The 21,984-nt window shown below is 51.4% G+C and carries 22 protein-coding genes; 18 read left to right on the plus strand and 4 right to left on the minus strand.

The window, feature by feature from the left end:
• Positions 1 to 36: 36 nt before the first annotated feature.
• The 15 genes from ACTU44_RS12655 (at position 37) to ACTU44_RS12725 (ending at position 15,410) form a co-directional block, all read left to right on the plus strand.
• Positions 37 to 1,299 carry an ABC transporter substrate-binding protein gene (locus tag ACTU44_RS12655; RefSeq protein ID WP_462095582.1) on the plus strand — a complete coding sequence of 421 codons (1,263 nt, stop codon included), beginning with the start codon at positions 37 to 39 and terminating at the stop codon, positions 1,297 to 1,299.
• A 174-nt stretch (positions 1,300 to 1,473) separates the two neighbouring features.
• The gene (locus ACTU44_RS12660) at positions 1,474 to 2,412 is read left to right on the plus strand and encodes a carbohydrate ABC transporter permease (protein WP_336080858.1); all 939 of its coding nucleotides are present in this window, start codon (positions 1,474 to 1,476) and stop codon (positions 2,410 to 2,412) included.
• A 12-nt stretch (positions 2,413 to 2,424) separates the two neighbouring features.
• Positions 2,425 to 3,273 carry a carbohydrate ABC transporter permease gene (locus ACTU44_RS12665; RefSeq protein ID WP_462095583.1) on the plus strand — a complete coding sequence of 283 codons (849 nt, stop codon included), beginning with the start codon at positions 2,425 to 2,427 and terminating at the stop codon, positions 3,271 to 3,273.
• A 27-nt stretch (positions 3,274 to 3,300) separates the two neighbouring features.
• Complete coding sequence (locus ACTU44_RS12670; RefSeq protein WP_462095584.1) at positions 3,301 to 4,419, plus strand: ABC transporter ATP-binding protein; 1,119 nt, start codon at positions 3,301 to 3,303, stop codon at positions 4,417 to 4,419.
• 303 nt (positions 4,420 to 4,722) lie between these two features.
• A complete protein-coding gene (locus tag ACTU44_RS12675; protein WP_114099780.1) occupies positions 4,723 to 5,814 on the plus strand; it encodes an extracellular solute-binding protein in 1,092 nt (363 codons plus the stop codon).
• A 124-nt stretch (positions 5,815 to 5,938) separates the two neighbouring features.
• The gene (locus ACTU44_RS12680) at positions 5,939 to 7,048 is read left to right on the plus strand and encodes an ABC transporter ATP-binding protein (RefSeq protein ID WP_462095585.1); all 1,110 of its coding nucleotides are present in this window, start codon (positions 5,939 to 5,941) and stop codon (positions 7,046 to 7,048) included.
• On the plus strand, positions 7,045 to 7,926 hold the full coding sequence (locus ACTU44_RS12685) for an ABC transporter permease (RefSeq protein WP_462095586.1): 882 nt from the start codon (positions 7,045 to 7,047) through the stop codon (positions 7,924 to 7,926). The genes ACTU44_RS12680 and ACTU44_RS12685 overlap by 4 nt, the downstream gene beginning before the upstream one ends.
• A gap of 10 nt (positions 7,927 to 7,936) precedes the next feature.
• The gene (locus tag ACTU44_RS12690; protein WP_336080868.1) at positions 7,937 to 8,794 is read left to right on the plus strand and encodes an ABC transporter permease; all 858 of its coding nucleotides are present in this window, start codon (positions 7,937 to 7,939) and stop codon (positions 8,792 to 8,794) included.
• A gap of 432 nt (positions 8,795 to 9,226) precedes the next feature.
• Positions 9,227 to 10,525: an extracellular solute-binding protein gene (locus ACTU44_RS12695; protein WP_114099776.1), complete on the plus strand. Its 1,299-nt coding sequence runs from the start codon at positions 9,227 to 9,229 to the stop codon at positions 10,523 to 10,525.
• A gap of 82 nt (positions 10,526 to 10,607) precedes the next feature.
• Positions 10,608 to 11,486 carry an ABC transporter permease subunit gene (locus ACTU44_RS12700; RefSeq protein ID WP_114099775.1) on the plus strand — a complete coding sequence of 293 codons (879 nt, stop codon included), beginning with the start codon at positions 10,608 to 10,610 and terminating at the stop codon, positions 11,484 to 11,486.
• A gap of 9 nt (positions 11,487 to 11,495) precedes the next feature.
• Positions 11,496 to 12,350, plus strand: coding sequence for a sn-glycerol-3-phosphate ABC transporter permease UgpE (ugpE, locus tag ACTU44_RS12705; RefSeq protein WP_114099774.1), 855 nt, complete (start codon positions 11,496 to 11,498; stop codon positions 12,348 to 12,350).
• A gap of 59 nt (positions 12,351 to 12,409) precedes the next feature.
• Positions 12,410 to 13,480, plus strand: a complete 1,071-nt coding sequence (locus ACTU44_RS12710; protein WP_114099773.1) for a sn-glycerol-3-phosphate import ATP-binding protein UgpC — start codon at positions 12,410 to 12,412, stop codon at positions 13,478 to 13,480.
• A gap of 143 nt (positions 13,481 to 13,623) precedes the next feature.
• Positions 13,624 to 14,094, plus strand: a complete 471-nt coding sequence (locus ACTU44_RS12715; RefSeq protein ID WP_462095587.1) for a GAF domain-containing protein — start codon at positions 13,624 to 13,626, stop codon at positions 14,092 to 14,094.
• Between the two features lie 61 nt (positions 14,095 to 14,155).
• The gene (ssb, locus tag ACTU44_RS12720; RefSeq protein WP_336080877.1) at positions 14,156 to 14,674 is read left to right on the plus strand and encodes a single-stranded DNA-binding protein; all 519 of its coding nucleotides are present in this window, start codon (positions 14,156 to 14,158) and stop codon (positions 14,672 to 14,674) included.
• Between the two features lie 337 nt (positions 14,675 to 15,011).
• Positions 15,012 to 15,410, plus strand: a complete 399-nt coding sequence (locus tag ACTU44_RS12725; RefSeq protein WP_336080879.1) for an NUDIX domain-containing protein — start codon at positions 15,012 to 15,014, stop codon at positions 15,408 to 15,410.
• On the opposite strand, the gene ACTU44_RS12730 is transcribed toward ACTU44_RS12725, so the two are convergent.
• A complete protein-coding gene (locus ACTU44_RS12730) occupies positions 15,411 to 15,938 on the minus strand; it encodes a YchJ family protein (protein ID WP_462095588.1) in 528 nt (175 codons plus the stop codon).
• Positions 15,939 to 16,563: 625 nt separating this feature from the next.
• On the opposite strand from ACTU44_RS12730, the gene rpoH reads away from it, so the two are divergent.
• Positions 16,564 to 17,433 carry an RNA polymerase sigma factor RpoH gene (rpoH, locus tag ACTU44_RS12735; RefSeq protein WP_114099769.1) on the plus strand — a complete coding sequence of 290 codons (870 nt, stop codon included), beginning with the start codon at positions 16,564 to 16,566 and terminating at the stop codon, positions 17,431 to 17,433.
• A 99-nt stretch (positions 17,434 to 17,532) separates the two neighbouring features.
• Here the strand turns inward: rpoH and ACTU44_RS12740 are convergent, their stop codons facing one another.
• Complete coding sequence (locus ACTU44_RS12740; RefSeq protein ID WP_462095589.1) at positions 17,533 to 17,994, minus strand: NUDIX hydrolase; 462 nt, start codon at positions 17,992 to 17,994, stop codon at positions 17,533 to 17,535.
• Positions 17,966 to 18,274, minus strand: a complete 309-nt coding sequence (locus tag ACTU44_RS12745) for a hypothetical protein (protein ID WP_462095590.1) — start codon at positions 18,272 to 18,274, stop codon at positions 17,966 to 17,968. The genes ACTU44_RS12740 and ACTU44_RS12745 overlap by 29 nt, the downstream gene beginning before the upstream one ends.
• 169 nt (positions 18,275 to 18,443) lie before the next feature.
• Here ACTU44_RS12745 and ACTU44_RS12750 point away from each other — a divergent pair, with 169 nt between their 5' ends.
• Positions 18,444 to 19,310 carry a DUF502 domain-containing protein gene (locus ACTU44_RS12750; protein ID WP_462095591.1) on the plus strand — a complete coding sequence of 289 codons (867 nt, stop codon included), beginning with the start codon at positions 18,444 to 18,446 and terminating at the stop codon, positions 19,308 to 19,310.
• Between the two features lie 78 nt (positions 19,311 to 19,388).
• Here the strand turns inward: ACTU44_RS12750 and recG are convergent, their stop codons facing one another.
• The gene (recG, locus tag ACTU44_RS12755) at positions 19,389 to 21,476 is read right to left on the minus strand and encodes an ATP-dependent DNA helicase RecG (RefSeq protein ID WP_462095592.1); all 2,088 of its coding nucleotides are present in this window, start codon (positions 21,474 to 21,476) and stop codon (positions 19,389 to 19,391) included.
• A 229-nt stretch (positions 21,477 to 21,705) separates the two neighbouring features.
• Between recG and ACTU44_RS12760 the strand changes: the two genes are divergently transcribed.
• Positions 21,706 to 21,978, plus strand: coding sequence for an FAD assembly factor SdhE (locus ACTU44_RS12760; protein ID WP_114099765.1), 273 nt, complete (start codon positions 21,706 to 21,708; stop codon positions 21,976 to 21,978).
• The last annotated feature ends 6 nt before the right edge of the window (positions 21,979 to 21,984 follow it).

Here is a 21,984-nt window from a genome sequence, read left to right on the forward strand (position 1 = left end):
GTGCCAGTCCGCCGACATTGATCAGAGGAGGCATAAATGTCGAATAAAGTCTTAGCAAAAGGTCTGGCCGGGGCCCTGGCGGCAAGTGTCGCCCTGGTTCCGTTGATGGCATCTGCTGGCGAACTTGTAATCGAAAGCTGGCGTAACGACGATATCGATATCTGGAATGATAAAATCATTCCGGCATTCAACAAAGAACACCCGGACATCAAGGTTTCGTTCAAACCGACCCCGCCGACCGAATATAACGCATCGGTCAATGCCAAGCTGGCAGGCGGCACCGCAGGCGACCTGATCACCTGCCGTCCGTTTGACGCATCGCTTGAACTTTACAAGCAGGGCAACCTTGCGCCGCTCGATGACCTCAAGGGGATGGATAACTTCTCTGATGTTGCCAAATCTGCATGGCAAACAGATGACGGTTCTGTCACCTTCTGCCTGCCGATGGCGTCTGTCATTCACGGTTTCATCTATAACAAGGAAGCCTTCGAGGAAGTCGGCGTAGAAGTCCCGAAAACCCGCGAAGAATTCTATGCCGCCCTTGACAAGATCAAGGAAGAAGGCAGCTACATTCCGATGGCAATGGGCACCGCAGACCAGTGGGAAGCGGCAACCATGGGCTTCCAGAATATCGGTCCGAACTACTGGAATGGTGAAGCTGGTCGTAAAGCTCTGATCGATGGTAGCGCGAAATTCACCGATGCGCCTTATGTCGACACCTTCAAAGAACTTGCAAGCTGGAAGAACTATTTGCCAGACGGCTATGAAGCCATTTCCTATCCGGATGCGCAGAACCTGTTCTCGCTGGGGCGTGCAGCTGTTTATCCGGCTGGCTCCTGGGACATTTCGCTGTTCAACAACCAGGCTGATTTCGAGTTCGGCGCATTTCCGCCACCCCCTGCAGCTGGTGCCGATACCTGCTATATCAGTGACCATACCGACATTGCTCTTGGCCTGAATGCAGGTTCGAAAAACGCAGCAGAAGCCAAGCTGTTCCTTGAATGGATGACGGGTTCCGAGTTTGCCGAACTCTATTCCAACGCGCTACCGGGCTTCTTCTCGCTTTCAAACCACAAAGTCGCCGTGACCGATCCGGTTGCAAACGAGTTCGTCAGCTGGCGCCAGAAGTGTGAATCCACCATTCGCAACTCCTACCAGATTCTGTCGCGTGGCACGCCGAACCTTGAAAACGACCTGTGGAACCTTTCTGCACAGGTAATCAACGGTACGCTGACCCCGGCAGATGCAGCAGGTGCTGCCGAAGCTGGTCTTGCGAAGTGGTATGCTCCGCACCAGTAACATATCGAAAGGATGGCGGAGACTGCGGGTTTCTGCCATCCTTGCTTTATCGCCCGATCAGGTAACAGCATGCGTTCTGTATCTTGAGGCCGCCGGGCGGAAAAACTGCGGTCCATACATGAGAAGGTTATTCAGAAACCTTCAATCTTTTAATCTTGGATAACAGGACAGGGTATGGCGCATTCCGGCCCCATGACCGATTGGCGCAAGGCAAAATTGCCTGTGATCGCCTTTTTGGCCCCAGCAACGATCATTTACACGCTGTTTATGATCTATCCGCTGCTTGATTCAATCCGGCTCAGCTTCTATGCGACCCCGAGTGGTGGTGATACTGCTTTCGTTGGTTTGGACAACTATCGCACCATTTTGGCTGATCCGGATTGGTCGGCGACCTTTTGGAACAGCTTCTGGAACAATATGAAGTTCTTTGCTGTTCACATGTTGATCCAGAACCCGATCGGCATTGCGCTGGCTGGTATTCTCAGCCTGCCGCAGCTCCGCTTCCGGAATACCTATCGCACCATGATGATCATGCCGACCATGCTTTCAGTGGTGATTGTCGGCTTTATCTGGCAGTTGATCCTGAGCCCTGTCTGGGGTGTTGGCGCAGACCTTCTTGATATTGTCGGTCTTAAATCTTTGTTCGGTCCTTGGCTGGGCAAGGAAGGTAGTGCCTTGATCACTTTGTCATTCATTTCGGTCTGGCAGTGGGTTGGCATTCCCTTGATGCTGATTTATGCCGCCTTGCTTGCGATCCCGGACGATCTGGTTGATGCCGCAATTGTCGATGGCGCGACCCATTTCGAAGTATTCATCCATATCAAGTTGCCGTTGGTCCTGCCGACTGTTGCCATGGTCTCCATTCTGACATTTGTTGGTAATTTCAATGCCTTCGACCTGATTTATGCAGTAAAGGGTGCGTTGGCAGGCCCGAACTTCTCGACCGATATCATGGGCACATTGTTCTATCGCACATTCTTTGGTTATCAGTTGCAGCTTGGAAACCCGCATCTCGGGGCGACGGTTGCATCCCTGATGTTCCTGATCATTCTGGCAGGCGTTCTGTTCTATCTGTTCGCCATTCAGCGCCGTCTGGCGCGTTATCAGCTGTAATCGGGGGCGACAATGAATTTTGCAAATATACGTCGGGAAGACGCCAGTCGCGCTGTGATCGTTCATGCGATCCTTCTGACCTACACGCTGGTGGCGCTGTATCCGATTTTCCTTGTGGTGATTAACGCCTTCAAGACCCGTAAGGGTATCTTCAAGGATCCGATGGGTCTGCCAAATGCCGATACCTTCAGTCTGGAAGGGTTCACCAAGGTTCTGGCAAAATCGAATTTTGAGCTGTTTTTCTATAACAGTTTTACAGTGACCATCGTTACCATCGTGATTGTTCTGTTGCTGGCGGCGATGGCTGCATGGGCATTGTCGGAATACAAATTCCCGGGCAATACGGTGCTCGCCCTGTATCTTGCCATCGGTATCATGGTGCCGATCCGGCTTGGTTCTGTGTCGATCCTGAACCTTGTGGTCGATATGGGGCTGGTGAACACGTTGGCTGCACTGGTTCTGGTTTATGTGGCGCAGGGATTGCCACTGGCGATCTTTATCCTGACGGAATTCATGCATCAAATTCCCAAGGATTTAAAAGAAGCCGCACGGTGTGACGGGGTCGGGGAGTTCAAAATCTTCTTTGCGATCATTCTTCCGCTAATCCGCCCGGCCGTGGCAACTGTCGCAGTTTTTACGATGATCCCGATCTGGAATGATCTTTGGTTCCCGCTGATTCTTGCACCGGGCGATGGCAAGCAGACCATTACCCTGGGTGTGCAGCAATTCATTGGCCAGTATGTGACTGACTGGAACGCAGTTCTGGCATCACTGAGCCTTGCGATTATCCCGATCCTGATCCTTTACCTGATTTTCTCCCGACAACTCATTCGCGGCCTGACATCCGGCGCGGTGAAGTAATTGTTGGCTGATAGGAGCTTTGAATAAATGGCTGACTTGAAACTTGACCAGATCCGTAAAAGCTATGGCGCGGTTGATGTCCTGCATGGCATTGATCTGGATGTAAAAGACGGTGAATTCGTGGTGTTTGTCGGGCCGTCAGGTTGCGGAAAATCCACCTTGTTGCGCATCATTGCCGGTCTGGAAGACATCACTGGTGGCGATCTGATGATTGATGGCGAACTGGTGAATACCAAAAGTCCGCGTGATCGCGGAATTGCCATGGTTTTCCAGTCCTATGCGCTTTATCCGCATATGACAGTCTACAAGAACATGGCGTTCGGGCTTAAGCTCGATAAACAGGACAAGGCTGCAATTGACGCTCGTGTGCGTGAAGCCGCGCGCATCCTGCAGCTTGATCAACTCCTTGATCGCAGACCTTCGGAGCTTTCAGGCGGTCAGCGCCAACGTGTTGCCATTGGTCGTGCGATCGTGCGCCAGCCAAAGGTGTTCCTGTTTGATGAACCGCTTTCAAACCTTGATGCCGCGTTGCGCGTTCAAACCCGCATCGAAATTGCAAAACTGCATCAGGATCTGAAATCGACGATCATTTATGTTACCCACGATCAGGTTGAAGCCATGACGTTGGCAGACAAGATCGTGGTGATGAATGGTGGCAATGTCGAACAGGTCGGATCACCGATGCAGCTTTACCATCATCCGGAAACCCGTTTTGTTGCGGGCTTTATCGGATCACCAGCCATGAATTTCACCAGCGTCACGATCGACGGGGTTGAGCAGGGCAAAGTGACCGTATCGGTTCCAGGCGGTGTCAAATCGGTTCTGCCATTTGACGTTCCGGCTTCCGAAATCGGATCGCAGGTCGAACTGGGAATTCGCCCGGAACATCTGTCCCTTGGCGATCAGGGCGAATTGACGGTCAATGGTGAGGTCGATGTCGTCGAGAAGCTTGGCGATTCTACCTATTTGTATCTGAAACTTGCCAATGGTGATCGCGTCACGGTTCGCGCCCCCGGACATAGCCGGGTAAAAATCGGTGAAGCCGTTACGGCATCGGCGCCCGCCGGAGCCGCGCATCTGTTTAACGGGCAAGGCAAAGCCTTTACGAAAGTAGATTGCCCGGCCGAGTTCAGTGCAGAAGACTGACCATATCCGTCGCACTGAAAACGGAACATCTTGAGAAAAGGCGCCCGTTCATGGCGCCTTTTTGCTTTTCAGTCAGCCGGTCTGCTTCACAGCTGAAAAACTGTTGCAGAACTTTAACTTGCCCTTGCTCTAGACAGGCGCAAAAATGAACCCTGCGTGTTCAAAAGAAAGAAAAAGTTTCGTTTTTTCTTTCGTATCAACACGAATGTTTGCGATATTGCTCCGTGCCGGAGCGAGATAACCAAATTCTATGAACGATCCGGCCACAGGGAAATGCCATCACGTTTATAACGAGGGTTCAAAATGTCTAAAAAACACGGCGCATTGCGCGGTTCTTTGCTTGGCCTCACAGCGATTGCTGGAATGGTTGCCTTCACTTCAGCGGCTCAGTCTGAAGAGCTTCGTCTGCTGACCTGGGGGGGCTATGCCCCGGACGAAGTTGTCGAGCTGTTCGAAAAAGAAACCGGCATCGATGTCGAAGTGACGTTGTCCAACAACGAAGACATGATTTCAAAACTGCGTGCGACGGGCGGCGGTGGTTTTGACCTTGCCCAGCCGTCCCAGGACCGCATCGCCGGTGCTCAGCTTGAATACGGTATCTACAAACCGATCGACCTTTCGAAAGTCGACGCGGCCAAATTCATTCCGTCGATGCTTGATGCGACCAAAACCAACACCACCGTTGAAGGCGACGTTTACGGCGTGCCGCATGTCTGGGGCACCAGCGGCCTGATCGTTGACAAATCCAAAGCCGCAAACGTCGCAGACTATACCGACCTTTGTGCACCGGAAGTTGCAGGCAAGGTTTCCTATCGCCTGAAGCGTCCTACCCTGATCGGTTTCGCTTACGCGATGGGACTTGATCCGTTTGCGGCATATGGTGATGAAGCCAAGTATCAGGAAATCCTTGATGCGGTCGAAGCCAAGCTGATTGACTGCAAATCCAACGTTAAAACCTATTGGGAAGGTGGCGATGCGCTGCTGAACCTCGTACGTTCGGGTGAAGTCGTTGCAGCAATGGCTTGGGATACTGGCGGCTGGAAGCTCAATAACGACAATGCCGACATCACCTTTGTCGCACCGAAATCCGGCGCACTTGGCTGGATTGATACCTTTGCACTGCCGCGCAAGACAAAGAACGAAGATGCTGCCTATAAGTGGATCAACTTTGTCATGCAGCCGGAAATCGCTGCTAAAATCACTGCAAGTGCAGGCAACTTTACCGCCTCCAAGGGTGCGGATGAGTTTGCAGATGCAAAACTCAAAGCTCAGTTCCAGGGCAGTTTCCCGCCGGCTGACCTCGACAACATCAAATGGTATCCGACCGTTCCGGCCGGTCTTGAAGTGCTTGAGGGTAAAACCCTGGATCGCGTGAAGGCTGCTCAGTCGAACTAAGGAAACTTATTTCCTGAGAACTTTCGTCCCCGGCATATTTTTGTGCCGGGGATATCGTGCTTTCTGGAATGGCAATCACCATTCGATTGGCTCCACCAACAAAAATAACGTGAACAGGGCTCCTATGGCTGACCAATTTGACCTTGAATGCCGCAATGTGGTCAAAACTTTTGACGACTTTACCGCCGTCAATGACATCTCACTGGCAATCCCCAAAGGGTCGTTTTTCTCCATCCTTGGTCCAAGTGGATGCGGCAAGACGACGCTGCTTCGGATGCTGGCCGGGTTTCAGGCCCCCACATCGGGCGATATCCTGATCAAGGGCGCATCGGTGCTGGGTGTTCCACCCAACCGTCGGCCGGTCAATATGGTATTTCAGCATCTTGCCTTGTTCCCGATGATGAATGTTGCCGAAAACGTTGCCTACGGCCTTAAACGCCGTGGTGTTGACAAGGCAACGATCACGCAAAAGGTCAATGAAACCCTTGCACGGGTCGGACTTCCAGATGCAGGACCCAAACAGATTAGTCAGCTCTCAGGTGGCCAGAAGCAGCGCATCGCGATTGCGCGCTGTCTTGTTCTTGACCCCGCTGTTCTGCTTTTGGACGAACCCTTAGGGGCGCTAGACCTTAAATTGCGCGAACATATGAAGGTTGAACTCAAACAGCTGCAACATGAGATCGGCACCACGTTTGTTTACATCACCCATGACCAGTCCGAGGCACTTGTGATGTCCGATCAGGTTGCGGTAATGAATGCCGGACGATTTGAGCAGGTCGGTGCGCCACAGGACCTCTATTACAATCCCAAAACGGCCTTTGTTGCAGGCTTTGTCGGTGAGAGCAATCGCTGGCACGGCACTGTAGAAGGTGGCGATGATCACAAGATCGAAATCAATCTTGCCAGCGGCGGTAAAGTCATCGCTAAACGCGACGGCCAGAACAATCTGGTCATTGGTCAGGGGGTCGACGTTTTTGTCCGTCCCGAAGCCATTGCCATTGATGGCACGGAAGGTGGCGACAACAGTCTTTCCGCCAAGGTTGATAATGTCCTGTTTAATGGTGCCGCAAGCAGCCTTCAGGTGCGTGAACTTGTGACCGGTCATGAAATGACCGTTGCCTTGCCCCAGACCGGTGCATTTGCCTCCGTCAAGGCAGGGGACGAAATCAGGCTTTCATGGAGCGTCGAGCAAACCCGTTGCTTCGCATCGACCGAAGGCGGAGCAGGAGCATGAGCAAGACAGCTTCCATAACCGGAGGCAGTGCATTTCGCTTTGGCTTGCTGTTGCTGGCAATGCCGTTGCTATTGTGGCTGTTTCTGTTGGTTATTTTGCCGCACATGGACCTTTTCCTGGTCTCGATGCGCGAACGCATCTCATATGGAAAATATGAATTCAGCCTGATCAACTATATCGAATTTTTTGCAGAACCCCTTTACTGGAACACCTATGTCCGGACGGCGGTGATGTCGATCTTTGCCACGGTTCTGACGCTCGTGATCGGCTTTCCGGTGTCGTACTACATCGCCAAGGTGATGCGCGGAAAGGGCAAGAATGCGCTGTTTCTGATGTGCCTGATCCCGTTCTGGGTTTCGGAACTGGTTCGGACCTTTGGCTGGATGATCCTGCTGCGCGAAAGTGGCGTTATAAGCAATTTCTTGCAATGGGCCGGGATCGCGGATGGTCCTGTGGAAATGCTTTATAACGACGCGGCCATTATGGTCGGTCTGGTTTACACATCGATGTTGTTCATGGTTGTGCCTCTGGTTTCGGTTCTCGACAGCCTTGATGACAGTCTGATCGAGGCGGGATATGACCTTGGTGGCAACGCATTCACCGTAACACGTGACATCGTTATTCCCCATGCTATGCCCGGTATTGCCTCAGGATGCATCGTTGTCTTCATGCTGACACTTGGCAATTACCTGACACCCAATCTGTTGGGGGGTAAGGACAGCCTCTGGTTTACCGAACAGATTTACACCCAGTTCATTACCAGATTTAACTGGGAGTCAGGGTCTGCGTTTGGCTTCCTGCTGCTGATTTTGTCATCTGCGATTGTCTGGATCGGGTTGAAACTCAGCAAACAGACGCTTTCAGAAACTGTGGGCTAGGGGAAAGAACATGATTCCAAGTATTCCGCAGCCCAAATTCTACAAGGGCCTCTATTCAAGCTATATCGCGCTGTTCTTTGTCTATCTGAGCGCGCCGCTGATTGTCGTGGGTGTCTTTGCCTTCAACGATAGCCTGTTCCCGTCCATGCCCTGGGAGGGAGGGACTCTTGCCTGGTTCTTTGGAAATGAGGATCCCTATATCGGGATATTCAATGACACCAAGCTTCTTGAAAGTGTCGGCGTTTCGGCATTTGTAGCGTTTTGGGTCACCATCCTGTCAGTGACGGTCGGAACCTGTAATGCATTTCTGTTTGAACGCAGCAAGTTTCCCGGCAAGAACCTGCTTTATATTATCTCGCTTTCGCCACTGGTTATTCCCGGTGTGATCCTTGGTATTTCAATTCTTGTCTTCTCGAATGCCATTGCAAACGGTATCGAAGATAGTATTGGCTGGGATCTTGAGTTCCTGCGGCCGGGCCTGTTTCTTGTGATCATTGGCCAGTTCGCCTTTATCACGACGATCACGACACTGGTGATCTCGGCTCGTTTGCGTAAATTTGATGTCAGTCTTGAAGAAGCTGCGCTTAATCTTGGCGCGACACGGCGTGCAGCACTCTGGACCATAACGATCCCATTCCTCAAACCGGCATTGATCGGGGCAGGGATTGTGGCATTCCTGATGTCATTTGAGAACTTCAATACGACATTGATGCTGGTCGGGTCTGATGCGCCGCTGACCATTGCGATGTTTGATCGCCTCAAGCAGGGATCAACACCAGTTCTCAATGCGTTGTCGTTGCTGTTGATGGTGGTGTCAGGCGGTTTGGCTTTGCTCTCGGTCTTCGTGCAGCGTGACACCAAGAACTGATATCCGATCAAAATGTTCATTTCTGAATGTTAAAGGGTGGCATCAATGCCACCCTTTCTTTTTATCTTTGATAAACCGGCAAGCCGCATAAATGCGCAAAAAAAAACGTGACAGATTCATAATATGGAAACAAAAAATTCATATTATACAATGTATTGATAGCAACATTGAGATGACTCCATACTATCAGAAGCAATAATTTTGCGGGGTTTTGCAAATTCATTGCTGTTCATGTGAACGTTTAGATCAATCAAATTGTGAGTTTTAAACCCAAATAACAGTGCAATATTGATCATTTATACGTTCGAAAAGTAAATTTCCGAAAACTGTCACTTGAGGAAACAGGGCTCCCGACAGAAAACGAATGCGTTGTGACGAACCGGACAACAGGCGGTTTGAAACAGATGTTTTTTATTTGGGAGCTAACAGATCATGTTTCGCAAGACACTAATGGCAGCCGCTGCCGTGTTTGCCATCGGCAACACTGCAGAAGCCGCAACCGAGATCACCTGGTGGCACGCTATGGACGGCGCGCTTGGTGGTGTGGTTGATCAGATCACCGCAGATTTTAACGCAAGCCAGTCCGATTATCACCTTGTTGCAGTTAACAAGGGTGGCTACGAAGACACCATGACGGCAGGTATCGCTGCGTTCCGCGCGAAAAACCAGCCGAACATCATTCAGATCTTCGATGCTGGCGCTGCAACCATCATCAATGCCAAAGGTGCTGTTAAGCCGGTTCAGGACCTGCTCGAAGAAAACAACGTCAAATTCGACATCAATGAATACATTCCGGGTGTTCGCTACTTCTATGCGGACTCTGATGGCAAGATGATCGGCATGCCGTTCAACAGCTCGACCCCGCTTCTGTATTACAACAAAGAAGCCCTTGCCAAAGCCGGTGTAGACGTTCCGAAAACCTGGCAGGAATTCGAAGAAGCCGCTCCGAAGCTCAAAGCTGCCGGTTACACCGCTCTTGCCCAGTCGCACAGCCCGTGGATCTTCTTTGAAAACTTCATGTCGCGCCACAATCTGCAGATGGCGACCGGCAACAACGGCTATGACAGCACCGATGTTAAGATCCTTTATAACAACGATGCCTTGAAAGATCACTGGAAGCGCGTCAAAGCCTGGAAAGACGAGGGTTACTACGGCTATTACGGTCGTGCATGGGGCGCAAACCAAGATGCTTTCGTTCAGCAACAGGTCGCCATGTGGATCGGTTCCTCCGGTTCGTTCGGTGGCCTTCGCAAATCCGCCCAGTTTGATTTTGGCACTTCGACCCTTCCTTACTGGAAAGGCGTTGGTGACGCACCGAAATCGACCTTTATCGGCGGTGCTTCGCTGTTTGCCTTCTCTGGTCATAGCGCAGAACAGGATGCTGGCGTTGCCGCATTCTTCAAATTCCTGACCAAGCCGGAAACCCAGTATTACTGGCACAAAGAAACCGGTTATGTGCCGATCACCACGGCAGCATACGAGCTGGCGAAAAAAGACGGCTACTACAAAGAAAGCCCGGATGCCGAAGTTGGCATTCAGCAGCTTTCCGAGGAAGGTGGTGAGTGGACCAAAGGTTACCGCCTTGGTTTCTACGTCCAGATCCGTGAAGTCATCTATCGCGAAGTCGACAAGATGATGAATGGCGAAGAAACCATTGATGCAGCCTTCAACACGATTGAAGAAGAAGCAAACGGCCTTCTGGATCGCTTCAACGATACCTATTCGAACTAATCTGCTTTTCGCAAATACGGGGCGGCCCAAGCTGGTCGCCCTGTTTTGCATTTTTTGGACTTGAGTAATGGTGGCATAGGCGATGAAGCGCGTACAATTTGAACATAGCGCGGTGCCCTATCTTTTTGTTGCACCCCAGATTTTGATTATTTCCATATTCTTCCTGTGGCCAGCGGCACAGGCGGTTTACCAGTCATTCCTTCTTGAAGATGCCTTTGGCATGTCTTCGCAATTTGTCTGGTTCCGCAATTTCGAGGATGTTCTATCGAGCGCATCCTGGAGCCGTTCGGCGATCTTTACAGTGATCTTCTCGGTGGCAGTTGCCGTTATTTCGATCACCATATCGCTTTTTCTAGCGGTACGTGCCGACGAAGTTATCCGTGGCGCCAAATCCTATCGGACGCTTCTGATGTGGGGGTACGCGGTTGCGCCGCCCGTGGCTGGTCTGCTTGGTAATATGATGTTCAACCCGCTGATGGGTGACCTTTACAAAGCGTTCAACAGCTTCGGGTTTGAATTCAATCATATTCAAAACGCCAATGATGCGGCCTTTGTTGTCATTCTGATTGCGGTCTGGAAACAGGTCAGTGTGAATTTCATCTTCTTCCTGTCCGGCCTTCAGGGCATTCCGAAGTCCGTTCAGGAAGCAGCGACACTTGATTGTAAAAGTGCAGAACGTCGTTTCTGGACGATTACCTTCCCGTTGCTTGCTCCGACGACCTTCTTCCTGCTGGTGATCAACCTGACGTACGCCTTCTTTGAAACCTTTGGCATCATTGATGTGTCGACCAAGGGGTCTCCGGGCGGGGCAACAGCAACGCTTGTCTACAAGGTTTATGTGGATGGTTTCATCGGGGCGGATTTGGGCGGCAGTTCCGCGCAATCGGTTTTGCTGATGATCATGGTCAGTATTTTGACCGTGTTCCAGTTCCGCTTCATTGAACGCAAAGTGCATTACTAGGGGGCCGCGATGTATCAGTCGAAATGGCGAATATTCACCAATCACACAATCCTGATCCTTGGCGCGCTTTTCATGATCATGCCGGTCTGGATTGCATTTGCATCATCCACCCATACGCGTGAATTCATTTTCCAGAACGGTCTGCAATTCTGGCCGGGTGGACATATGATTGAAAACTACGGCGCGATCCTGTTTGATCCGGCGGCAACAAAGGGCAGGGTGACCGCTCTTGAAATGCTGTTTAACAGCATGGTACTGGGCCTTGGCTTTGCAATCGGCAAGGTGATCATTTCCATGATGGCGGCCTATGCGATTGTCTATTTTCGGTTCAAACTTGCCGTGCCGCTGTTCTGGGTGATTTTTTCGACCCTTTTGCTGCCGCTCGAAGTGCGTATTGTTCCGTCTTATGAGGTCGTTGCAAATCTTGGGCTGCTAAACAGCTATACCGGTCTGATCCTGCCGCTGATTGCCTCGGCAACCGGGACTTTCTTCTTCCGGCAGTTTTATCGGTCGGTACCCGATGAGCTGCTTGAGGCAGCCCGTCTTGACGGTGCCGGTCCTGTCCGGTTCTTTATCGATATTCTGGTTCCGCTTTCGGTCACGATGATCGCGGCAATCTTTATCATCATGTTTGTTGTTGGCTGGAACCAGTATCTTTGGCCGCTTCTGATGACCACCGATGATCAGCTTTACACGATCGTGATCGGCATCAAACAGGTCTATAACTCGCTTTATGAAGGCGGACAGATACCGCAATTTCCCAAGGCATTCGCTCTGACAATCATGGCGACCATTCCACCGGTGCTGGTGGTGGTGATCTTCCAACGCATGTTCATCAAGGGACTGGTCGAGACAGAGAAATAATCTCTGTCTCCCGATTTCTGCTGAATGGAAACCAACTGATCCGGATACAGGATACAAAGATGGCAACAGTTACCCTTAATCAGGCTGAAAAAACCTACCCGAACGGGTATAAGGCGATCCATGGCATTGATCTTGCCATTAAGGATGGCGAATTTACAGTTCTGGTCGGCCCATCGGGCTGCGGAAAATCCACCTTGCTGCGCATGATAGCAGGTCTAGAAAGCATTTCAGCTGGTGAGATCAGCATTGATGACAAGGTCGTCAACAAGGTTGCGCCGGCTGATCGTGATATCGCAATGGTGTTCCAGAACTACGCGCTTTATCCGCATATGAACAATTTCGACAATATGGCTTATGGCTTGCGTAACCGTGGCTATAGCAAGACTGACATCGAAAGCAAGGTGCGCGAAGCCGCCCGCATTCTGCAACTTGAAGATCATCTGGAACGCAAACCCCGTCAGCTTTCTGGTGGCCAGCGTCAGCGTGTTGCCATGGGCCGGGCAATTGTCCGTCAACCAAAAGTCTTCCTGTTTGACGAACCGCTGTCGAACTTGGACGCGAAGCTTCGTGTGGACATGCGTCTTGAAATCAAGAACTTGCAGCAACGTCTTGGCATTACATCTGTTTATGTCACCCATGATCAGGTGGAAGCCATGACTTTGGCAGATCGACTGATCGTCATGAATGGCGGCGTCGCTGAGCAGATCGGTACTCCGATTGATATCTACGAAAAGCCTGCCACCAAATTTGTTGCTGGTTTTATCGGGTCTCCGGCGATGAATTTCCTGACGGCTAAAGTATCTGATGATTGTAAACATGTGATCGTCGGAGATGGCGTGATGCTTGATATTGATCATGATGTTGCCGGCGGGCAGGCGGTGACCGCCGGTATTCGTCCCGAACATCTTAGCCTTGCCAACAATGGCGATGGGCACATCAATGCGGTTGTTCGTATGGTGGAATCTCTTGGCGCTGAAACGCTGGTATACCTAGATTTCGGTTCCGGGGCGGACAATGTGACGCTGCGCCTGCAGGGAACGCACCAGTTTGCCAAAAACGATGCCTTGAGCTTGACTGTTCAGGCAGACAAAATTCATCTGTTTGATATCGAGACTGGCAAGCGTATCTGAACGCTACCAATCAGTTGAATATGGCACCTCCGGCGGGGATGACCTGTCGGGGGTGTTTTTTGTTTCAGAAATGGGGCACTTTACCCTTGTCTCGAATGGTCCGAACGGGGTAGTTCGTATCGTCAAAGTTTATGGAGAACACTGTGCAGCCAGACCTGAAAAAATCCCTGTATGCAGAAGCCGAAAAAGAGCTTCTCAGCATCACCGAAGGGGAAACCAACATCACCGCTTTGATGGCCACAGTGTCCTGCGTCCTGTCGGAAAAGTTCGATTATTACTTCTGGACCGGTTTTTATGTGGCTGATCCACAGAAGGAAAACGAGCTGGTCGTTGGGCCGTATCAAGGTACACTTGGTTGCCTGCGCATCCCGTTCGGGCGCGGCGTTTGCGGCACAGCGGCGGCTTCGCGCGAAACACAGCTGGTTGCTGATGTTCATGCATTTCCCGGGCATATCGCCTGTGACAGCCGGTCAAACTCTGAAATCGTGGTTCCGGTCATCAATCGTGATGGGCAGTTGATTGCTGTGCTTGACGTCGATAGTGTCGAATATGGCTCCTTTGATGAAACGGATCGCGTTTCACTTGAATCTTTAATGCAGCGCATTTTTGCGTAATGATAATTCACAAGTCCCGATTATTCGGGACAGCGGACAACACAAACTTGGAAGATAACCCATGGCTGGTAGTGTCAATAAAGTCATTCTCGTCGGGAACCTCGGGCGCGATCCTGAAATCCGGTTCACTCAGGCCGGTAAGAAAATCGCCAATTTCAGCATTGCGACCTCCGAACAGTGGCGCGACCGTCAGTCTGGTGAACGTCGCGAGCGTACTGAATGGCACCGCATTGTTGTCTTCAACGAAGGCCTTGCAGATGTTGTCGAGCGTTTCGTGAAAAAAGGCAGCAAGCTTTATATCGAAGGCCAGCTCCGCACTCGCAAGTGGCAGGGGCAGGATGGCAAAGACAACTATACCACTGAAGTTGTTCTCGAAGGTTTCAACTCGAACCTGACCATGCTTGATAACCGCGGCGAAGGCGGCGGCATGGGTGGTGGCGCATCATCCGGTGGCAACTATGGCGGTTCTGACAGCGGTTACGGTGGTGGCTCTGACGCAGGTTGGGGTAATGGCGGATCTTCCGGTGGTGGTTCTGCCCCGGCCGGTGCACCTGACCTTGATGACGAAATTCCGTTCTAGGATTTTCTCTGGAACTACGGTTTCAAAACACCCCAAAACAGTGACTGTTTTGGGGTGTTTTACTTTGCGAGACTTGTCGGCATAACCATATCTATCGAAGCTGATCGAAGAAAATCGTGCACAGCAAGAACCGCCAGATTGCGTCCACTGGAAGACGGCGGTTTGCATCAGAAAGACAAGGAGAACTGTATCGAGACACGACACGTTGCAAAGTTATGCCTGATCGTGCTATCGCGTTACAAAATAATTAGAAAAACTCTTGTTCTCGGGAAACGGCATTCAGTTGTGGAAGGCTGGTATATCCAAGTTGGTTGGACCTGTTTTTGGAACCCCGCGCATGGGGCAAAGCTATAACGTTCAGGATTGTTCCTATGCCGTGATCCGAAATGGCGAGGGAAAGTTTGCCGTGGCGCGCACACCAAAGGGTATTGTTCTTCTGGGTGGGGGCGTTGAGCCTGGCGAAAGCGAACAGGATGCACTTTATCGCGAGGCCTATGAGGAATCCGGATATCGGATCAACATTGTTTCGCGCCTTGGTTTTGCATCCCAATATGTCAATAATCCGGCCAAAGGACGCTATCGGCTAAAACGCGGGACCTTTTTTGAATGTGAACTCCGCGAAAAGCTTGGTCCGCCTGTTGATGACGATCATGAACTAATCTGGCTTTCCTACGAAGATGCCCACGCAAGTTTGATCCGCCCATTTCATAAATGGGCCATCGAATTCATGCGCTAGTCAGCCGCAACACTTCTTGAATTTCTTGCCGGAACCACACGGGCAGGGGTCGTTTCGGCCCACCTTTTCCAAAGTGGTTTTACCGTCCTGTAAAGACGCACCTTCGCTATGTTGTTTTGTGTCTCCGGGAAAAATACCATCGACATAAAACCATTTTCCATCACGGCGTTCGAAGTTCGAACGTTCATGAAGCTGGTATGTCTGACCATTTTCAACAAAGCTTGCGATGAATTCGACAATGCCGGTTTGATCAAGCATTCCACCGGCAACCCGGTCGATAATCTCCAGTCCGGTCCAGTGTGTTTGATCCCGGCCAATGCTACCCCCATCAAAACCCCTGCGATTTTCTTTAGCCAGTGTCGAAGTCAGGTAATCCCCATTGCGAAGAACAAACGCTGTGTAACGCGATCGCATCAGCTTCTCGGCAGTTTCGGCAAAACTGCGCCCCGAATGATACAGACCACAGCAGTGATCATAAGGTCTGGAGCTTCCGCACGGGCAGGACGACGTGGGTAAATGGTCTGGCATGATGTGTCCCGGTTACCAGCAAAACAGGAATGTTCGCGACACTACAATAAGTGTCCCTTTGATGCCAGATCAGGAAGTCTGGTGTTTACCTTTCGGTCACCCGATACCGGTGTATTTGACCATAGGTCACCAGTTCCATCGAATTTGGACAGCTTGCCTTTGTTTCGCCTTATATCGATTTTACCGTGAATTGTTGGCGTTTTGAGTACCTGACAGCGCTTGTCAGTTATCTTTTCTAAAATGCTGATAACGGTTGATTAATATAACTGAAACTCTGGTCAGAAGTTCTTGACTGATTTGGTCGGGATTAGATATATTAAGCAATGCGGGTGGGGGCCCAAAGGCACCGCCGGATCAACGTCCGGCCTATTGGCGGACATGTAAATTGTCGATTTGCTTCATGTAAGGATGAGACACCATGAATGAACTTCTTATTAGCGTCTGCTGTCCTCTTCCATAGGTCTCTATGGAATGAATATGCGACCGGACCAATCAGCTTTCCCAAAAAATCCGGTCGTCCAAGTGAATAAATTCACAACCGACAGTGTTCGCGCGTCATCTAACCTATGACGGACTCCGTATTCAATACAGATGTCGACGCGTGAACCTCTCAGGAGGACATATAATGAGCGCCATTAAATTACCTGCAGTATCTCTGGAAGACGGTTTCTCGGGCTATCTCCGTGAAGTCTGGAAGTTTCCAATGCTTACTGCGGATGAAGAATACATGCTGGCCCACCGTTATCAGGACCATGATGACACCGCGGCTGCACATAAACTTGTCACCAGTCACTTGCGTCTGGTCGCCAAGATCGCATTCGGTTACCGCGGCTATGGCCTGCCGATGGCAGACCTTGTTGCCGAAGGCAATACCGGCCTGATGCGTGCGGTTCAGAAATTCGATCCGGAACGCGGCTTCCGTCTGTCGACCTATGCGATGTGGTGGATCCGTGCTGCGGTTACGGAATACATCCTGCAAAGCTGGTCGATGGTCAAACTTGGCACCATGGCAGCCCAGAAGAAGCTGTTCTTCAGTCTGCGCAAGGCAAAACGTCAGCTTAACATCTATGACAATGGTGAATTGTCGCCCGAAGAAGCTGATCAGGTTGCCGAAAAGCTTGGTGTAACCGGTCGTGAAGCGCTTGAAATGAACCGCCGTCTTGCGGCACGTGATTTCTCGCTCAACACGCCGATGCCAAAAGACGAGGGGATGGAATATCTTGATACCCTGTCTTCGGATGCGCCGAGCCCGGAAGCCATCGTTGCCGATGCCGAAGAACGTGTTCTTCATAACGGCATGCTGAAAAACGCACTTGGCGAGTTGCCTGAACGTGAACAGGAAATCATCAAGGCCCGTTTCCTGAGCGACGACCCGATCACCCTTGAGAAACTGGGTGAACGCTTCGGTGTCAGCCGCGAACGTGTCCGCCAGCTTGAAGCACGTGCATTCAAGAAACTTCAGGAAAGCGTTCTGCTGCAACATGCCGCAGCATGATCCTGACGTTCCTCGGAAACAACAAAAGGCGGCATCATGGAGATGTCGCCTTTTTTGTATGAATATCAGCCCAAGTAACGTAACGACCGGGAAGGGCGCTTAGCGGCCTTCAAGAATGGTGCGTGATTTGGCAATGATGTCGATGGTCTTGTTCCAGAGATTGTAATTTGTGACCTCGTTCACCTTCACCCATTTGGCATCTGCGGCATCACCGCCAAGGCTGATATCGGGATTAAGCGCAACGGCCACAAAATCAATCAGGGTATAGTGATATTCAACCTTGTCTTCTTCGGTATGCGCAATCAGATCGACTGTATCGACCAGGATCGGACTGGAAATCTTGACGCCGGTTTCTTCCATGACTTCACGACAAACAGCCTCGCGCACCGTTTCGCCCAGTTCCTGCGCGCCGCCAGGGATGCTCCAACTGCCGATATTGGGGTCCTTCCCGCGCTGGATCAGCAGAACATGATCCTGATGCCAGACAACAGCCCCAACGCCGATGATCGGGCGTGGTAAAAAGGTTCGCTCATCAAGCTCGGAAATCGTCATCATCATCATCTTCCAAATCATCGTCCGGATCAGGGACTTCGTGAACTACTTTTCCGGTCATCTCGCGGGCGCGGATACCCGGTGTACCAAGAAACTGATCTTCCGATTCCGGATGCAGGGACATCACGAAATCCTTGGCCGGCGCATCGCCAATCGCAAACTGACGCGCCGTTTCGTAATCAGGGGCGCGCACCTTGGCAGTTTTCACCCCGACCGAACCATCTTCATCGTAAATATATTCGATAATCCAGACCTGCAAAACGTCTCCATACCGGTTCTGTTTAACCATTTGCGGTTTGTTTGGTTGCGCCGCAAACTTGATTACTGCTATCACTTCAGGAAACGGGTAAACCGATCCAATGTCGCAGCATTGCCATATTCTTACTTACAAATACCAAATGCCAAAGGCTATTCTTGTAAAAGAACATTTGGTTGCGGCACTTCAGCACAGGTGATCAATGAACGCCAAGCGCGATGATACCAATGATACGGAAAATCAGGGTTCCGGTCATACACTTCCAAGCCCGGGCCTTTTTGCCCGTATGCGGGCATATTTCCTGACCGGCATTCTCGTAAGCGCGCCGCTTGCAATTACCTTCGGCTTGGCCTGGTGGTTTATCGAATTCGTCGACAGCAAGGTTATCCCGCTGATCCCGGCACATTACAATCCGGAAACCTATTTGCCGGATGGTTATCAGGATTATGGTATTCCGGGACTTGGATTGCTGGTTATTCTGGTCTTCATTACCGTTGTTGGCTGGTTCACCACGAACTTTGCCGGACGGGCGCTGATCAAGCTTTACGAGCGCATTCTTGGCCGCATTCCGGCAGTACGCAGCATCTATAGTGCTGTCAAACAGATCCTTGAAACTGTTCTGGCCAACCAGTCCAATGCGTTTCGTCAGGCGGTGTTACTTGAATATCCGCGTCGTGGCATGTGGGCAATCGGCTTTATTACCGGTGAAACCAAGGGCGAGGTCCAGCACCTTACCGAAGATACGGTGATCAATATCTTCTTGCCAACAACGCCAAACCCAACGTCGGGATTCTTGTTGTTCGTCCCGCGTGGAGATATTGTGATCCTTGATATGACCGTCGAAGAAGCCATCAAGATGGTGATGTCGGGCGGTATTGTGACCCCGCCGGATCGCCGTCCGATTGAAGAACAGAAGCAGCCAAAAGTTGCTGCCAAGACATATGAGGATGTCGATGTTCTCCGCGAAAAGGAGAATGTCCCCATTCTGGTTTCGCGCGATATTTCGGCCCGGATCGACACCGATGAAAGTGCATCATCGAAAGACGGAAAAACACGCGAAGATGCCTGATTAACTGCCACAAATGACAGAATAAAAAAACAAGGGCGCTTTTCACAAGCGCCCTTGCTGTAGCTGACCAGTTTCGATCTAGCCCGATCTGAAATATCGTACAGCCTCATCACGTTCAAACAGATAAAGCAACAATCGTAGGGCTTCACCGCGGGCTTTATGAAGATCAGGATCCCGGTCCACAATCAGGCGCGCATCGTCGCGCGCAATCGCCAGCAAATCACCATGCAGCTCCAGATTGGCCAACCGGTATTCCTGAAGCCCGCTTTGGCGGGTACCAAGAACTTCGCCCGCGCCACGTAATTTCAGGTCTTCCTCGGCAATGATGAACCCGTCCTCTGTCTCGCGCATGATCTTCAGGCGCGCCTTGGAAACTTGGCCCAGCGGGCTGCCATACAAAAGCAAACAGGTCGATGCCGCATCACCACGACCAATGCGTCCCCGCAACTGATGGAGTTGGGCCAGACCAAACCGTTCAGAATGCTCGATGACCATAATGGTGGCTTCAGGCACATTAACGCCGACCTCAATCACGGTCGTTGCAACAAGAATGGACGTATCCCCATGGGCAAAACGTTCCATCACCTCGTCTTTTTCCTTGCCCTTCATCTTGCCGTGAACAAGACCAACCCGGCTTTCACCGAACAGCTCTACGAGAACTCGATAACGTTCTTCTGCGGCCTGAAGGTCAAGGATTTCGGAATCTTCCACCAACGGACAGACCCAATAGATTTTGGTGCCTGTGCGCATGGCGCGTCCGATGCCCGAAATCACATCATCAACCTTGTCGATGGGAAGAACACGGGTATCAACCGGCTTTCTTCCGGGCGGCTTTTCATCCAGACGCGATACTTCCATATCCCCGAATGCCGTAAGGGTAAGGGTGCGCGGGATCGGCGTTGCTGTCATGACCAGTACATCGACGGCTTGTCCTTTGCCCGCCAGCATCAGGCGCTGATGGACACCAAAGCGATGCTGTTCGTCGACAACTGCAAATGCAAGGTCTCTGAAAATGACGTCTTCCTGGAACAGGGCATGGGTGCCGACTGCGATCTGAATATCCCCGCTGGCAAATCCCTCTAGCGATGCCTTGCGGGACTTTCCCTTATCGCGCCCGGTCAGAATGGCACAAGTCACACCGATCTGTTCAAGCAAGGGGGAAATGGTTTCAAAATGCTGTCGGGCAAGAATTTCAGTCGGGGCCATCAGGGCGGCCTGACGTCCGCATTCAACAGCATTGAGCATCGCCATCAGTGCAACAACGGTTTTCCCCGATCCGACATCCCCTTGCAAAAGGCGCAACATGCGTCCTTCACTCGCCATATCGGCATAGATATCCTTAAGCGCACGTTGCTGTGCGCCCGTCATGGCAAAGGGCAGGTTGCCTGACAAGGCATCACGCAATTTGCCGTCACCTTGTGTGACCCGCCCACCCAATTTGCGCATCTTTGCCCGTATCAGCGCCAGTGCCAGTTGATTGGCCAGCAATTCATCATAGGCAAGCCGTTTGCGCGCAGGATGATCCGGTGACAGATCAGCTTCATCTTGCGGATTATGAGCAGTATGAAGGGCGGTCTTCAAATCTGGCCATTTGTGTCGCGCCACCAGTGCCGGATCATGCCATTCTGGCAAATCCGGAACCATGGCAAGGGCTGCGCGCGCGGCCTTGGTCAAAGTCTTGCCTGTTACACCGGCCGACATCGGATAAACCGGCTCAACCGTCTGGATGTCGTCTCGCTCGGCCTCGGTACCGATACGGTCAGGGTGGGTGATTTGATATTCGCCGCGATAATGATCGATCTTGCCTGACACGATGCGCTTTTCGCCAACCGGCAGGACATCGTTCAGATATTTTGCCCGCGCATTGAAAAATGCCAGCACAACAGGGCCGCTCAGCGTTTTACAGATCACCCGATAGGGACGCCGACGATTTGGCGACGGATCGTGCCGCTCGACCCAGACATCAAGAGTCACAATCGACCCGTCAATGGTTTCAGCAAGGGGCGGCGAAAAACGACGGTCAATGATCCCGGATGGTAAATGCCACAGCAAATCTGCCACATGTTCCCCGCCAATCAGCCGCTCGACCAGCGGTTTCAGCCGCGGACCAATGCCTGCCAGCGTGTCTATTTCAGCAAAAAGAGGGAACAGAATTTCCGGGCGCATGTCGGTTTTCGTTGCAACTTTCGATGAGAACGTTAATAGAACAATTATGTTTATGGCACGGGTATACAACAAAATTATCGCGGGACAACCGGCAAGTCACGAATTGATGCAAAATCAACTGATCGCAGCATGGACCCCGACCGTATTTTGCCGTACAAACCAAGCCACAGAATTGCCTGCAGACGCCCGCCCACCGGGTGCTGCAACGAGTTAAATCAGGAGATCGACCATGACTGACAACATTTCGGAACTCGAAATGCGTCGTAAAAAGCTGTTGTTCCGCGGGGGCCATCGCGGCACCAAGGAAAACGATATCCTGATGGGCCGCTTCATGGACAAACACCTGAGCACCCTGACCGAGGAACAGCTTGATACGTTCGAGGCCCTGATCAATGAAGTGCCCGATGCGGACTTCTTCAAGTGGGCCACTGGCAAGGAACAAGCCCCGGCGCAGTATGATACTGATGTACTGCGCATGATTAGGGATCTGAGCAACGCCTGATAAAGC

The organism is Thalassospira sp. SM2505, assembly GCF_054901115.1.